The sequence below is a fragment of the Novosphingobium olei genome (assembly GCF_037076535.1).
In the GTDB taxonomy this organism is placed as follows: domain Bacteria; phylum Pseudomonadota; class Alphaproteobacteria; order Sphingomonadales; family Sphingomonadaceae; genus Novosphingobium; species Novosphingobium olei.
In genome coordinates this window covers 1652153-1665966 of the sequence record NZ_AP029021.1, presented here as the reverse complement: position 1 = coordinate 1665966, position 13814 = coordinate 1652153, and the positions used below count along the sequence as shown (strand labels likewise).

The following is a 13814-nucleotide window of genomic DNA, read 5'->3' as shown; positions in this document are numbered from 1 at the left end:
ACCTCGAGTGTAAGAGCAAGATGTCCCCCCTGGATGACCGTCCCCCTGGTTTAGCAGGGGATCATCCGCTTTGTCGCCGAATGTAGCCGAAACTTACAGTCGGGGGTGGGCCTTGGCTCCGAATAAAAAGGCGCGCCCCCACGAACGTGAGAGCACGCCGTTTTTGTACTGATGCCGGGGGAATTTCCTCAATAGGCAGCCGAAAGCGTCAAGAACCACTGCCGCGGCGCAATCGGATAGGCCGAGTAGCTGTTGGTGGCCGAGCCGATCGACAGCGTCGAAACGCCCTTCTTGTCGGTCAAGTTCGTCACGTTCAGTGCGAGCTCAACCTTGCGCAGTGGCAGCGAACCTTCCGGCACACGCGCTGCAATGCGCAGCGAGGTCAGGAAATAGGACGAAACGCTAACATCGTTCGTGAAAGTCGCGAAGCGCTTGCCAACATAGTCGCCTATACCCTGGATCTCGATCGGCCCCACGTTGAGCGTGGCCACGGTCTTGTTCATCCACTTGGGCGTGCCGGGCAGCTGCTTTCCGCAGGTTGGCACGATGCCGCCCGTGACAAGGTAACCACCGATGCAGGTATCGGTCGCCGCACCGATCCCAAGAGCGGTCGAAGTGTAGTCGTTCTTGTACTTCGACAGGTTGTAGGACAACGCGTTGTAGACCGAGAACGTGTTGCCAAAGCGCAGCGTAAGGGCTGCATCGAAACCATCGGTCTTGACGCTGCCGACATTGACGAGCGTCGACGTGCCGCCCGTGATACCGCTGCCGGCAATGCCGCCGGGGTTGGTCGGGATGGCCAGCAGCCGGTTGCTGAAGTCGACATGGTAGTAGTTCAGCTGTGCCTGCAGCGCCACGCCGGAGCCTAGCTGGCGATTTGACCGGACGCCGGCCTCATAGGTCCAGCTCGTCTCCGGCTTGCCTTCGCGGGCGAAAGCATCGAACGCCGCCTGGCTGCCCGTGAACCACGGTCCGCCACCGCCTGCGAGATAGGCCTGATACTGCCGAAGGTTCTTCTGCACGTTGAAGTAGAACTGCTCGTGGCCGTTGACGTTATAGGTCGCACCCACGGCTGGCAGGAACCAGTTGAACGAATTTATCTTCCCCTGGGGCAGCGCGGTGGTGCCACCAAGCGATCCGACCTTGGGCTGCACCGGGAAACGGCCGTTGGCCCACTGGGCGCTGGTCTTGAAACCGGCCTGAACCAGCAGCTGATCCGTGACCTGCCAAGTGTCCTGCAGATGCAATTGCAACTGCTTGATCCGGGCTTCACCCTGATACTGCGTGAACAGCGGTTCCATCACGTCGCCCGGGCGGATGTAGGGCGTGCTCATCGCCGGGCTTCCCACCGGCACGGCGTACCAGCGGCGCCACTGCGTGGTGCTGTTGTGTTCGAACCATCCGCCCAGGTCGATCTTGTGCCGGCCCAATTCCGCGCTGATCGAAGAGATCAGCCCGACGCGATCGATGCGGTACTCAGTAGTGCGCGTGATCAGGCCCGATCCGCCCGTTGCCGCCACCAGCGCCGCGCCGGCCGTAGCCGCCTGCGCCGAATTCAGCGCGGTGCAGGCTGCCGGCTTCGTCCCGTTGTTGTTGGCAGTGAAGCGGCAGTTGGATGGCAGGCTGCCGTAATTCGGATCGAGATAGGCCTGCGCGGTGGTGATCGATTGGCCCAACGGTCCGGCTACCACGCCCACGCCGTCGTTGTGGTGGTAATAAGCCGTGTTCGACCAAGTCACCTTGCTGGAAAGCCGCGCGTCGTAACGCAGGTAGCTGAGATAGTCGGTGCGCTGGGCATCGGAATAGTAATTGCGATAATTGCTGCCCTGCGCGGCCGGCGAATTGCCGAACGCGTTGAGGTAGCCCGAACGGTAGCCGTCGAAATCAGGGTAATAGAACGGCTTGGTATAAGGCGTGTAGAGCTGCGCCGCAGTTGCCGTGCCGCCCGCCGAAGGCTTGAAGAACACGGTGGCGTCCTCGTTGGGCTGCACCATGTCGTTGTAGTCGAAATAGAGGGTGAATTTGCCCGCTTCGCTGTCGTGGACGAACTTGGCGTTCGCCTGCCACCCCTTCTGGATGCCGTTGAAATCCCAGGCGCGTGCGCGCTGGCGCACGCCGGAGATATAGGCCGAATTGCCGCCCGCGAAATCGCCCGTGTCGATCCGCAGGTAGGTTCGCGAAGCATCATAGCTGCCCACGGTCTGGGCGCCCTGGATGCCGAACTTCGCCAACGGATCGGACGAGAACGTTTCTACCGTACCGCCCAGGTTGCTGTTGGATGGCGTGGCAAGGTCACCCGCCCCCGTCGCCACCACCACGCGCCCAACGTTTTCGGAAATGACCGCACGCTGCGGCGAAAGGCCGTTGTAGTTGCCGTAGCTCTGGTCGCCCAGCGGCAGGCCATCCATCGTGTAGCCAAGCTGGTTGCCGGCAAAGCCGTGCACGAACGTCTGCGCGTTCTGCTCGTTGTTGCCCCACGGATCGGCCGTGATGTACAGCACCCCCGGAAGGGTCTGGATCGCCTTTAGCGGTGAAACGCCGGGCAGGATCTTCTGGATTTCGGTCTGCTGGATCGCAGTTGCCGAACGCGTCGTCTTGGCGCCGGTAACGATGATCGCATTCGCATCGACCAGGCCGTTCCCTGCGACCGGCGCTGCCGCCGCTTCGGTCTCTTCAGCGTTGCCAGCCTCGCCAGCGATGGCTTGCGAAGAAAATCCCAATGACATGATCGTGCCTGCCAACAAGCCCGCCCGCAAGGCGCACGCCGTCGATCTGAATGCCCTCATAGATATATCCCCCTAGCCACGTAACGCTCGAACGTTGGAGCGATTGGTCCGCTAGGCGCTGCACGTGGCAGTTTGGATAAACTTCGGTGACAGAACGATGGCACGCTTGAGGGGCCACCGGCCTAAGGCCGTTGCGAATACCTGAGATCGAAGATGCGAGGCCCGAGTAAGGATATACCAACTGGCGCCAATGGCGCCGACGCTTGGATGATTACATCCGCTCAGCGCTTCGGCGTTGATTCAGGCGAGATGCGCAATACCGCTTCCTGCATCGCGGTGGCTACCAGGCGACCGTCGCGGGTGAAGATCTTGCCATGGATCAGCCCGCGACCGCCGCCGGTCCAGTCACTGGTCTGGTGGTAAAGCATCCATTGGCCCATATCGACGTCGCCGTGGATCCACAGCGTGTGGTCGATGCTTGCCGAACGGATTCCTGGGCGCGACCAATGGATGCCGTGCGGTAGCATGGTCGTTGCAAGCAGCATCTTGTCCGACGCGTAGGCCAGGAGCGCGCGCTGAAGCGGCTGATGGTCCGGCACCTTCGCAACTGCGCGGAACCAGTACGACTGCACGGGTTCGGCGGGTTCGGCCGAAAAGCTTCGATGCGGATCGGTGGGCCGGAACTCGATTGCCGATCGCTGGCCGGGCCAGCGCGAAGCAAGCTCCGGCACCATTTCGTCCAGAAACGGCAAGGCTGCGGTGATGTGATCGACCAGCGTTTCGGGATCGGGCGCTGCGGGCATCGCCACCTGATGCGATACCGAAACCTCCTTGCGCTGATAAGAGGCGGCAAGCCGCAGGATTACCTGCCCGTCCTGCATGGCGTCGACCGATCGAAACGAGAATGCTCCGCCATCGCGGTCTCGCCCGACTTCGTACTCCACGGGATCGCGCCCATCGCCGGCAAGCAGGAAGTAGGCGTGGATCGAATGGACCAATCGACCTTCGGGAACGGTGGTCTGCGCCGCCATCAGCGCTTGGCCGATGACCTGCCCGCCGAACAGGCGCGCCTGCGCGTCGCGCTCGCACCCGCCTTCGAAACGGTCGTCGCCGAGCGGTGACACCTGCAACAGCGCGATCAGATCGCCAAGCAGGCTGGATGGCGCGTCGGTTTCAGACAAGTTCTGCACGGCTGCTTCGCTACTCCCGGAATGCCTTCGCGCTGTCACAGCGTGGCTGCATGGTCAACCGCGCGAAAGCGGACGAGCGTGTCAGATCGTCTGGATGCTGAACGCGAACCAGGCCTCTTGCCCATGATCGTACAGCTGGACGATCTGGTCTTGCGCGCGCAGCGAAAAATGACTGGACGTCGAACGGTCGAACCCGCGCGCGGTCGTCCCGTCGAGCTCGAACGAAATGTACGCGCCGGTGCTGGAATCGCGCACCTCGGGAAGCGTCCCTGCAAATCTGACGGAACGGGCGCCGTCCACCGCCTGCACACGCCCCTCGCGCGCCTCGGCTGCGATGTCGAGGTCCACGCCCGAAGCGTGATCGTGGACGCCCGCCACCTTCTTGCCGAAGATCAGGGCATAGGCCGAGGCTGCTATCATCGCGCGCGTTTCGGGTTTCATCCGACCACCTGACAGCGCCGACCGTTCGAAGCAAGCCACAAACGCAGCCATCGCAAGAGGCCGGGTTGCAGGCTTCGCTTCGACGCCTTGGTTGAGGCTCGGACCGGGCGGCACCCCGTGCCGCCCGGCCCCTGGCTCAAGCCGTTCAGTGCAGCCCGAGTTCGTGCCGGCCGACCACCATGTGATGCACCTCGTCCGGACCGTCGGCAAAGCGCAGGTGCCGCACGTCGGTGTAGAGTTCCGCCAGCGGGGTCCACTGCGAAATGCCGGTGGCGCCGTGGATCTGGATCGCCTGGTCGATGATCTGGCAGGTCTTTTCCGGCACCATCGCCTTGGCAAGGCTGACCCAGACGCGCGCTTCGCGGTTGCCCAGCACGTCCATCGCCTTGGCGGCCTTGAGCACCACCATTCGCATCGCTTCGATCTCGATGCGCGCACGGGCGACCAGTTCCAGGTTCTTGCCCAGCATGATCAGCGAGCGACCGAACGCCTCGCGCGAGGAACCGCGCTTGACCATGTAGTCCAGCGCCACCTCGGCCTTGCCGATCGTGCGCATGCAATGGTGGATGCGGCCCGGTCCGAGGCGCACCTGCGAGATTTCGAACCCGCGGCCCTCGCCCAGGAGGATGTTCTCGTGCGGCACGCGGACATTGTTGAAGCGGATGTGCATGTGGCCGCGCGGCGCGTGGTCTTCGCCGAACACGTGCATCGGGCCGACGATCTCCACGCCCGGGGTGTCGATCGGCACAAGGATCTGCGACTGCTGCTGCGATGCCGGACCGTCGTCGCTGGTGCGCACCATCGTGATCATGATCTTGCAACGGGGATCGCCTGCGCCCGAAATGTAGTACTTTTCGCCGTTGATCACCCAGTCCTTGCCGTCGCGCACGGCGCGGGTGCTGATGTTCTTGGCATCCGAAGAGGCGACGTTCGGCTCGGTCATGGCATAGGCAGAGCGGATCTCTCCCGCCAGCAGGGGCTCCAGCCAGCGCGCCTTCTGCTCGGGCGTGCCGACACGTTCGAGCACTTCCATGTTGCCGGTATCGGGGGCCGAGCAGTTGAGCGATTCCGAAGCCAGCGGCGACTTGCCCAGTTCGGCCGCGATGTAGGCATAATCGAGGTTGCTGAGGCCCTCGCCGGTTTCCGCGTCGGGCAGGAAGAAATTCCACAGACCCGCAGCCTTGGCCTTCCCCTTGGCGCCATCGAGCAGTTCAAGCTGGCCTGGCGCGAAGCTCCACCGGTCGGCCCGGCCTTCGCCAAGGCGGAAATATTCCTCGGTGATCGGATCGACGTTCTCGGCGATGTGCCGCTTCACCGCCTCGAGCAGAGGCCGCGCGCTTTCGGACATGCGCAGATCGTCAAGTTCGGGAATGGAATAGATATCGGTCATGGTTGGCTCCCTCTCTGCGGCAAGCCTAACCCAGGCCGATGCCATGCACCAAATTGCATTTGCAGATAGCGGTCATGAATCCTCTGCATGTTGCTCGCTGAGCAGACCGGTGATCGATTCACGCAGCCAGGCGTTCCCACCGTCACCCTCGACCACCTCGTGCCAGAACAGCTTGAGCGGCCGGGGCGGCACTTCCAGCGGCAGCGGGAACAACGTTACACCGCCCCGGTGCAGCAATGTTTCAGCGTGCGACTGCGGCAACGTCAGCAGCAGGTCCGAACGCGCGACAATATCCCAGGCGGTGGAAAGGCCCTGGCAGCGCATGCCGATTTGGCGCTCCGCCCCGATCGCCTGCAGCGCAAGGTCTTCCGTCCCCTGCCCCGCCGGACGAGGCGATGCGAAAACGTGCTGCGCATCTAGATAGGCAGCAAGCGTCAGGCCATCGGCGACCAGCGGGTTGTCGCGGCGCGCCGCAACCACCAGCACGTCGAGCCGCAGCTTTCGCGATTGCAGTCCCGCCGTCGCCTCGCTTTCGACGTCGAGAGCCACGTCCAGTTCGCCCAGCGCCAGCGCGCGCGCCAGATCGGCGCGCCGGAAATCGACGCTGGCCAGCTGCACGGACGGAGCCACCGCCCGCGCCGCGACCGCCAGATCGGCAAACATCCTCGCCTCGATATTGGGGCGAAGGCCGATGCGGAACTGGCGGGCAGAGTGCGCGGGATCGAACTCATGCGCGGCCCCGATCGCGCTCTCAAGACCATGCAGCGCCCTTCGCACGGGCTCTATGATCGTCGTCGCAAGCGCGGTGGGCACCAGCTTGCCGTCCACCCTGACGAAAAGCTGGTCGTTCAGTTCGCGCCGCAACCGCGCCAGAGCATGGCTGACGGCGGACTGCGAAAGGTTGAGGTGCCGGGCCGCGTGGGTCACGCTGGATCGTGCGTAGATCGCCTCGAAAACGCCCAGAAGGTTGAGGTCGAACCGCGAACCCAGCCTCACGCCCATCTCCCCTGCAAGTTACGCCAGATCGTCCCTCAACGCGGCCTAGCACGGTACCGATGGCGAAGCACCCACGGCCGCACCGCCTGCGCATCCATGCAAGCAAGGCATAGGAGGCACGCACTTCCGCGCTCGTCTCGCGTTAGAACTTGAGCATCGCTTCGGTGCCGACCATGTGGATAGGACGTGCGGCCCCGGTCTCCTTGAGAAATCTGCCCGCGCGGAACAACGATAGCGAGGCTGCGAAGGATACCGTCGCGCTTGCCTTCCAGGAGGTGCTTAGCTCGATCTGGTCGCCAATGTGGCGTGCCTTGCTTGCTCCGGCGGCCCGGATTTCCTGCCCGGGAACGTCATAGACTCCATCGCTCGTTGAGGCGCGCCAGTAGGACACCTCGGTCAGTTCGATGCCCACCCCGTGCGCCACCACAAGGTCGATCCCAGGGTGGATGTTGATGATGTTGCGAGGGCCGATCGGGGAAAGTTCGCCGAAATACTTTCCTTTCGGGAACATGGCGTTGAACGTTTCGAGCTTGCCGTCACCGGTCTTGCTGTCGCCGCTCGCCACATTGGCGCGAAGCCGCAAACGCGGCTGCAGCCGCACGGCGGGAAAGGAAATGCCCGTCTCCGTCGCCAGGGACCAGGCGCGGATCGGTTGCCCCGCGAACCAGCCGCGCTGGATCATCAGCTCCCAATTCCACGACAGTCCGCCGCGTTTGCCGAACGCGCGAACGCCGTAGGTCCTGCGCCTTTCCACCCCGGAAATGCCGTCGAACCGCGCCAGGTCGTTGCGATAGCCGAGGAGATAGAGATCAACGCCGATATTGGGCGCAACTGTCCAAGTGGCGTAGGCCCCTTCCAACTTCCGCGTCTGCGAAGTGCGATCGTCGAAGTTGCCGAGCCCGATCTGCACCGGACGCAACCGCATCAGATCGAGCCGGACCGCGCCATGAGCGATGATCGCCCGCATTCCGTCGAACGGCTGCGGAATATTGGGGCCATAGCGCAGGCCGACAAGTCGCTCCGATCCGAGACCAAAAAGTTCGCGGCCGGCGCGCAACGTGATCGTGCCATGGGTCGCCAACGGCACCCGCCATTCGCCGAAGCCTTGCAGCAGGTCAATCCCGGTCTGGTCGGCAGGGCCGTTGCCGCCGTTGACGCCGCGGGCATAGCCGGCGATCGGTTGGACGAAGGCTCGCAGGGGCCCCGCCTCGACATCCAGCGAAGGCATCGCCCGCAGCCAAAGATAGCCGTCGTCGCGGGACGCGCCCCACAGCGGATTATCGAATCCTTCGTAGCGTGTTCGCAACTCAAGACCGAGCGTTGCGTAAATATCGCCCGATGCGTCCAGCCGCACGTACTTCAACCGGTCGATGCCCTCTGCGCCTGCAGCGCTTGACCAGTCCTCGTCGTAGCGCACGTTGGTACGATCGGGCGCGGCGCAGGCGGGCAGCGGCGCGAGGACGAGCGACAGCAGGCTTGCCGCAAGGTACCGCATCAGCGGCGAAGGTCCGCCATCAGCGGATGGCGGGTGAAGATGACAGTGCCGACGAGCACGATCAGCGCGGTCAGCAGCAGGGTGGCGGCAAGCCCTGCGTGGAGGACAAGTGCCGCGCCGATCACCGCCCCGCCGAAGATCATGGCCACGGCGGCAAGGCGCGCGTTCCGGTTGGCACCAGATCCGGCGGCGAACTGCGAATCCGACGCAAGACCGGTGATCGTGAGCGTCAGGACCGTCGTGGTGAGATCGGGCACCTTCAACTGGCGCACGATCGCGTTGCGAAAGCCCATGGCGCTGGCGGTCAAGGCAAGGATGGCGAACAGGCGCCAGGGCGGCAGGTCTTCAGGCCGGGCAGCGCCAAGGGCGGTCAGCCCTGCCACGATCAGCAATGCAGCCTCGATCAGCGCCGCCACCACAAGCCAGTGCTGCAGCGACCGTGGCCCGGGCATGCGCCAGACCCGGCCCGCGACGATGGCCCCCACGATGAAGGCCGCAAGCGCAATCAGGTACGGCGTGACGGTAAAGCCCGGCGCGCCCGCTGCGGCAAAGGCAAGGAACACCACGTTGCCGGTCATGTTGGCGGTAAAGACCTTGCCCAGGCAAAGGATGCTGGCCGCATCGAGCATGCCGGTGGACGCCGAAAGCAGCAGCAACAGGCGAAACAGCGGTGCCGGGGTGCGAACCGGAGCGGGTGGGGAGGTCGCCATCGTCAGGGACGTCCTTCGCGCCGGGCGTGTTCGGCGACGAGCGCAGCGAGGATGAAGCCGCCGACCAGGCCCACATGCTCGAAGAAGGCATTGGTAGCGGCGAAGCGCGCGGGGCCCTCCATCGTCCAGAACGCGTTGGCGACGAACGCCGCCAGCAAGGTGAAGACACCAAGCGCGCCCGCGCCGAGCCAGATCATCCGTCCCGTCAGGATCAGCACCGGGCCGACGATTTCGACAAGGATCGTGATCGCGGCCCATAGCGGCGCCGGGGCCATGCCGAACCGCGCCTGCTCGGCGACCGCGGCAGGCCAGTCGGCCAGCTTCGCGATGGCACCCAGCACATAGGCACCAACCAGCAGCAGGCGCGCAACAAGCCAGATCGGCGGCCAGTCCAGGATCGCGTGGATCAGAGGCGGCTCGGTGTCGCCCATGTCAGACCGCCCAGCACCCGCAGCCCAGTGCCCCCCAGAAGGTCTGGACATCGGCCACAGGCGTCGCTGCGCCCAAGGCCCGGGCGTGATCGTGTCCATGCACTTGACATGCGCTGGCACAGCCGCAGGCCGCGGCAAGCATGGCATTCGCCTCCGGCGTGCGATGGTAGCCGCCAACGGTGCGAACCGGCGACCAATCCGGCATCGGCGCGGGCAACTGCGGGGCAAGCGGCGCAAAGTCGCCCTCGCCATGCACCACCGCGCCGCCCAGTAGCGTCAGGACCGAGCGGATGTGGGCGATGTCGTGTTCGGGTACCGCGAAGAAGTCCGCAGAGAGCAGCGCAAGGTCGGCCAGCTGGCCAGCCTTGATCTGGCCCTTCTTGCCGACCTCGTTCGAAAACCAGGTGTTCTCGCACGTCCACATCATCAAGGCCTTTTCGCGGCTCACCCGGTTTGCGCCGGGATAGAGCGACAGACCGCCCACCGTGCGGCCGGTGACCAGCCATGACAGCGAGACCCACGGGTTGTAGCTCGCCACGCGCGTCGCGTCGGTGCCAGCGCCCACCCGCAGGCCCGCCGCAATCATCCGGGCGATGGGAGGGGTGCGTTCGGCGGCGCGGTGGCCGTACCGTTCGACGAAGTATTCGCCTTGATAGGCCATGCGATGCTGAACGGCGATCCCGCCGCCCAGGGCCGCGATACGGTCGATATTGCGTTCGCTGATCGTCTCGGCATGGTCGAAGAACCAGTTGATCCCCTGGAGGGGAATGTCGCGATTGACCTTCTCGTAGACATCGAGCGCGCGCCCGATGGTTTCATCGTAGGTCGCATGCAGCCGCCAGGGCCAGCGATGTTCCGCAAGCAGGCGGATCACCGGCTCGAGATCGCCTTCCATGCTGGGCGGCATGTCCGGCCTTGCCACGCGGAAATCTTCGAAATCGGCGGCGGAATAGACCAGCATCTCTCCCGCGCCATTGTGGCGATAGGTATCGTCGCCCTGCCCCGGGGTCACCTGCTTCACCCAGCCGGCAAAGTCGGCCAGTTCCTCCTTGGGCTTCTGCGTGAACAGGTTGTAGCTGATCCGCACGGTCAGCTGCCCGTCCTCGTGCAGCTTCTCGATCACGTGGTAGTCGTCGGGGTAGTTCTGGAAGCCGCCGCCGGCGTCGATCACGCTGGTCACGCCCAGCGAATTGACCTCGCGCATGAAGTGGCGGGTCGAATTGATCTGGTAGTCCTCGGGCAGCTTGGGCCCCTTGGCCAGCGTGGAATAGAGGATCGTGGCATTGGGCTGCGCCAGCAACAATCCGGTGGGATTGCCGGCGGCATCGCGCACGATCTCCCCGCCCGGAAGATCGGGCGTGTCCTTGCCATAGCCGACGATCCGCAATGCTGCGGCGTTGAGCAATGCCCGGTCGTAGAGGTGGAGGATGAACACCGGCGTATCGGGCGCCACCGCATTGAGTTCGGCAAGCGTCGGCAGGCGCTTTTCGGCGAACTGGTGTTCGGTGAACCCGCCCACCACGCGTACCCATTGCGGGGCAGGCGTGCGATCGACCTGCGCCTTCAGCATCGCCATCGCGTCGGCAAGCGTGGGCACTCCGTCCCAGCGCAGCTCCATGTTGAAGTTCAGCCCGCCCCGGATGATGTGCATATGGCTGTCGATAAGTCCGGGGATCATGCGCCGCCCCTGGGCATCGATGACCGCGGCGCCCGGCGCAGCGGCCCGCACGTCCTGTTCCGATCCGACCGCCAGGAAGCGCCCGTCGCGGATGGCCACCGCCTCGGCCCGGGGATTTTCCCGATCGAGCGTGGTGACAAGGGCGTTCACGATGATGAGGCCGTCGTGCATGGGCTGTGGCTTTCTATGGGTCGCGCGGGCGATGCCGGGCATCAGGGACATGGCCGAGACCCCAAGCGCTCCCGCCAGTGTCTGGCGGCGACTGGCGCTCAAGGCTCCTTATCCGCCTTGGGTGGCAGGCCGGTCACACGCTCGGCGCAATTGCTCTTCCAGAACGAGGCGACCTCCTGTCCATGAACCATCCGCTTCACCAGCGGCACGGCCTGCTCGCCCAGCAACATGCCGAGCAGGCCCAGCAGCGCGATCGCGGGAGGGGCGGGCGACCGCGTGCCGAGCAGGCTGTACAGCGCACCGACCAGGAGGCCGATGCCAAGTGCTGCGAGATAAGGTTTCATGGGCAGGAGGCTCCCTTCGGCCGTGAAGTATCAATGGCCTTCGGGGTGGGGTGCTTCGTGCGGGAAAGCGCCTCGCTGCGGTGCCTTGTGTACCATCGTATAGGCGTAGTCGACGCCCATGCCATAGGCGCCGAAATGTTCGCGCACGATGTCCATCACGCCGTTGTAGGTATCGCGATGCGCCCAATCGCGCTGTAGCTCGAGCAGCGCGTTGATCGTGGTCAGCGGATGCGCCCCGGCCTGTTCCATGCGCCGGATCGCCGCATCATGCGCTTCGAGCGACGTGCCGCCCGAGGCATCGGTGACGAAATAGATCTCGAACCCTTCCTCGATCGCGCACAGCGTGGGGAACAGCAGGCAGGCCTCTGTCCACAGCGCGGCGATCACCAGCTTCTTCTTGCCGCTGGCCTTCACCTGCGCGACGAGCTCGTCGGAATCCCACGAATTCATCGAGGTCCGCTCGATCGGCTTCTGGCGAACCACATCGAGCAGTTCGGGCCAGATGTAGCCGGAAAAGGCCTCGGTCTCCACCGCGGTCAGGATGATCGGCACGTTGAACAGCTTCGCAGCCTTGGCCAAGGCCACCGTGTTGTTCTTCAACGTCTGCCTGTCGATGCTGGTGACGCCGAACGCCATCTGCGGCTGGTGGTCGATGAAGATGAACAGCGTGTCATCGGCATTGATCAGCTTCTGGGACCGGAACGACATGGGAATTCTCCTTGAAATCGTGATGCTCAGTGCGCTTGCAGGTGCGCTTCGAGGAACCAGAGCTGCTTGTCGCATTCGCGCGAGATCTGGGTGAACAGGTCGGCGGTATCGGCATCCCCGGTCATGCCCGCCCGATCGATCGCCTCGCGCACGGCCTTGCCGAAGGCGCCAAGGTTCGCGCTGATCGCCTTGAGATGCGCTTCCCCGCCGGTGGCCTCCAGCGGATAGCCATAGAGCGTGGTGGCTGCGGCGGTGGTGGCGATGCGCCCGTCGGCCACATGGCCGAGCGCGGTGATGCGCTCGGCCAGTTGATCGACGAATTGCTCGATCTCGTCATGCAGGCGGTCGAACAGCTCGTGCAGTTGCAGGAAATGCGGGCCCTTCACGTTCCAGTGCGCCTGCTTGGCCTGCGCTTCCAGATCGAGAGCGTCGGACAGGCGCGCCTGCAGCAAGGCGCAGGCTTCCTTGCGCACATGGTCGGAAAGGTCGATGCGGCTGGTGTAGCTCATCGCATCAGCCCTTGATGAACGCGAGAAGGTCGGCGTTGATCACGTCCGGGTGGGTCGAAGCCATGCCGTGTGGCAGGCCCGGATAAGTCTTGAGCGTGCCTTTCCTGACCAGCTTGATCGCCAGATGCGCGGAATCGGCGATCGGTACGATCTGGTCGTCCTCGCCGTGCATGATCAGCACGGGTACATCGATCTTCTTCAGGTCTTCGGTGAAGTCGGTTTCGGAAAAGGCCTTGATGCAGTCGTAGTGCGCCTTGGCCCCGCCCATCATGCCCTGCCGCCACCAGTTCTGGATCAGGCCCTGGCTAACCTTCGCATCGGGGCGGTTGAAGCCGTAGAACGGCCCGGTCGGCACATCGAGGAAGAACTGCGCGCGGTTGGCGACGAGCGCGGTGCGGAAACCGTCGAATACCTCCATCGGCAGGCCGCCGGGGTTGACCGCGGTCTTCAGCATGATCGGCGGCACCGCGCCGATCAACACGGCCTTCGCCACGCGTCCCGGGCGCGCCCGCGCGACGTAGTGCGCCACCTCCCCGCCACCGGTCGAATGGCCGACATGGACGGCGTTCCGCAAATCGAGATGGTCGGCCAGCGCCGCCACATCGGCGGCATAGGTGTCCATCTCGTTGCCGCTGTCAGTCTGGGTCGAGCGCCCGTGCCCGCGCCGGTCGTGCGCGATGACGCGGAAACCCTGGCCCAGGAAGAACATCATCTGGTTGTCCCAGTCGTCCGCGGTCAGCGGCCAGCCGTGGTGGAAGACGATGGGCTGCGCCGTCTTCGCCCCCCAGTCCTTGTAGAAGATCTCGGTGCCGTCCTTGGTGGTGATCTTGCCCATCGTGCGGTCTCCTGGAGTTGATGCGGCGTTTGAATACGGTGCGATCGGCAGGGTCGCGGCGACCGCGACCAGTGCCCCGGCGGCGAGCACGTCCCGGCGCACGACCATGCCAGCGCTGGCTGGCGGCAACTGCTTGTCCATGTCTGGTCCCCCGTTCGAATGCGGCGGGAGAATGCGCTGCACAGGCCAC

13 protein-coding genes are annotated in these 13814 nt (G+C 64.5%); all 13 read right to left on the bottom strand.

All coding sequences use genetic code 11. The annotated features are described in order from the left end of the window. Window positions 1–188 precede the first annotated feature (188 nt). The 13 genes from AACH40_RS07885 to AACH40_RS07825 all read right to left on the bottom strand — a co-directional run bounded on the left by AACH40_RS07885 (window position 189) and on the right by AACH40_RS07825 (window position 13624). Window positions 189–2726 carry a TonB-dependent receptor gene (locus tag AACH40_RS07885; RefSeq protein WP_338645378.1) on the bottom strand — a complete coding sequence of 846 codons (2538 nt, stop codon included), beginning with the start codon at window positions 2724–2726 and terminating at the stop codon, window positions 189–191. Window positions 2727–3007: 281 nt separating this feature from the next. Further along, the gene (locus tag AACH40_RS07880; protein WP_338645375.1) at window positions 3008–3916 is read right to left on the bottom strand and encodes an acyl-CoA thioesterase II; all 909 of its coding nucleotides are present in this window, start codon (window positions 3914–3916) and stop codon (window positions 3008–3010) included. 81 nt (window positions 3917–3997) lie between these two features. Then, window positions 3998–4357, bottom strand: coding sequence for a hypothetical protein (locus tag AACH40_RS07875; protein ID WP_338645372.1), 360 nt, complete (start codon window positions 4355–4357; stop codon window positions 3998–4000). A 145-nt stretch (window positions 4358–4502) separates the two neighbouring features. Then, the gene (locus AACH40_RS07870) at window positions 4503–5747 is read right to left on the bottom strand and encodes an acyl-CoA dehydrogenase family protein (protein WP_338645370.1); all 1245 of its coding nucleotides are present in this window, start codon (window positions 5745–5747) and stop codon (window positions 4503–4505) included. 72 nt (window positions 5748–5819) lie between these two features. Further along, window positions 5820–6743, bottom strand: a complete 924-nt coding sequence (locus AACH40_RS07865; RefSeq protein ID WP_338645367.1) for a LysR family transcriptional regulator — start codon at window positions 6741–6743, stop codon at window positions 5820–5822. Window positions 6744–6885: 142 nt separating this feature from the next. Then, window positions 6886–8097: an alginate export family protein gene (locus tag AACH40_RS07860; RefSeq protein ID WP_338645974.1), complete on the bottom strand. Its 1212-nt coding sequence runs from the start codon at window positions 8095–8097 to the stop codon at window positions 6886–6888. A 140-nt stretch (window positions 8098–8237) separates the two neighbouring features. Next, window positions 8238–8948: a YoaK family protein gene (locus AACH40_RS07855; protein ID WP_169494847.1), complete on the bottom strand. Its 711-nt coding sequence runs from the start codon at window positions 8946–8948 to the stop codon at window positions 8238–8240. 2 nt (window positions 8949–8950) lie between these two features. After that, the gene (locus AACH40_RS07850) at window positions 8951–9379 is read right to left on the bottom strand and encodes a DoxX family protein (RefSeq protein WP_169494848.1); all 429 of its coding nucleotides are present in this window, start codon (window positions 9377–9379) and stop codon (window positions 8951–8953) included. A gap of 1 nt (window position 9380) precedes the next feature. Beyond that, window positions 9381–11228, bottom strand: coding sequence for an amidohydrolase (locus AACH40_RS07845; protein WP_338645362.1), 1848 nt, complete (start codon window positions 11226–11228; stop codon window positions 9381–9383). 98 nt (window positions 11229–11326) lie between these two features. After that, the gene (locus AACH40_RS07840) at window positions 11327–11572 is read right to left on the bottom strand and encodes a DUF1427 family protein (RefSeq protein ID WP_338645360.1); all 246 of its coding nucleotides are present in this window, start codon (window positions 11570–11572) and stop codon (window positions 11327–11329) included. 30 nt (window positions 11573–11602) lie between these two features. After that, window positions 11603–12280: a hydrolase gene (locus AACH40_RS07835; protein ID WP_338645358.1), complete on the bottom strand. Its 678-nt coding sequence runs from the start codon at window positions 12278–12280 to the stop codon at window positions 11603–11605. Between the two features lie 26 nt (window positions 12281–12306). Next, on the bottom strand, window positions 12307–12789 hold the full coding sequence (gene dps / locus AACH40_RS07830) for a DNA starvation/stationary phase protection protein Dps (RefSeq protein WP_338645355.1): 483 nt from the start codon (window positions 12787–12789) through the stop codon (window positions 12307–12309). Between the two features lie 4 nt (window positions 12790–12793). Further along, window positions 12794–13624: an alpha/beta fold hydrolase gene (locus AACH40_RS07825; RefSeq protein ID WP_206069704.1), complete on the bottom strand. Its 831-nt coding sequence runs from the start codon at window positions 13622–13624 to the stop codon at window positions 12794–12796. Window positions 13625–13814 lie beyond the last annotated feature (190 nt).

What these genes read in the sequence shown, in the direction of transcription:
- AACH40_RS07875 (WP_338645372.1), bottom strand. Translation starts at nt 4,357, where the DNA reads ATGAAACCCGAAACGCGCGCGATGATAGCAGCCTCGGCCTATGCCCTG.
- AACH40_RS07845 (WP_338645362.1), bottom strand. Translation starts at nt 11,228, where the DNA reads ATGCACGACGGCCTCATCATCGTGAACGCCCTTGTCACCACGCTCGAT.
- AACH40_RS07835 (WP_338645358.1), bottom strand. Translation starts at nt 12,280, where the DNA reads ATGTCGTTCCGGTCCCAGAAGCTGATCAATGCCGATGACACGCTGTTC.
- AACH40_RS07850 (WP_169494848.1), bottom strand. Translation starts at nt 9,379, where the DNA reads ATGGGCGACACCGAGCCGCCTCTGATCCACGCGATCCTGGACTGGCCG.
- AACH40_RS07885 (WP_338645378.1), bottom strand. Translation starts at nt 2,726, where the DNA reads ATGTCATTGGGATTTTCTTCGCAAGCCATCGCTGGCGAGGCTGGCAAC.
- AACH40_RS07870 (WP_338645370.1), bottom strand. Translation starts at nt 5,747, where the DNA reads ATGACCGATATCTATTCCATTCCCGAACTTGACGATCTGCGCATGTCC.
- AACH40_RS07855 (WP_169494847.1), bottom strand. Translation starts at nt 8,948, where the DNA reads ATGGCGACCTCCCCACCCGCTCCGGTTCGCACCCCGGCACCGCTGTTT.
- dps (WP_338645355.1), bottom strand. Translation starts at nt 12,789, where the DNA reads ATGAGCTACACCAGCCGCATCGACCTTTCCGACCATGTGCGCAAGGAA.
- AACH40_RS07825 (WP_206069704.1), bottom strand. Translation starts at nt 13,624, where the DNA reads ATGGGCAAGATCACCACCAAGGACGGCACCGAGATCTTCTACAAGGAC.
- AACH40_RS07840 (WP_338645360.1), bottom strand. Translation starts at nt 11,572, where the DNA reads ATGAAACCTTATCTCGCAGCACTTGGCATCGGCCTCCTGGTCGGTGCG.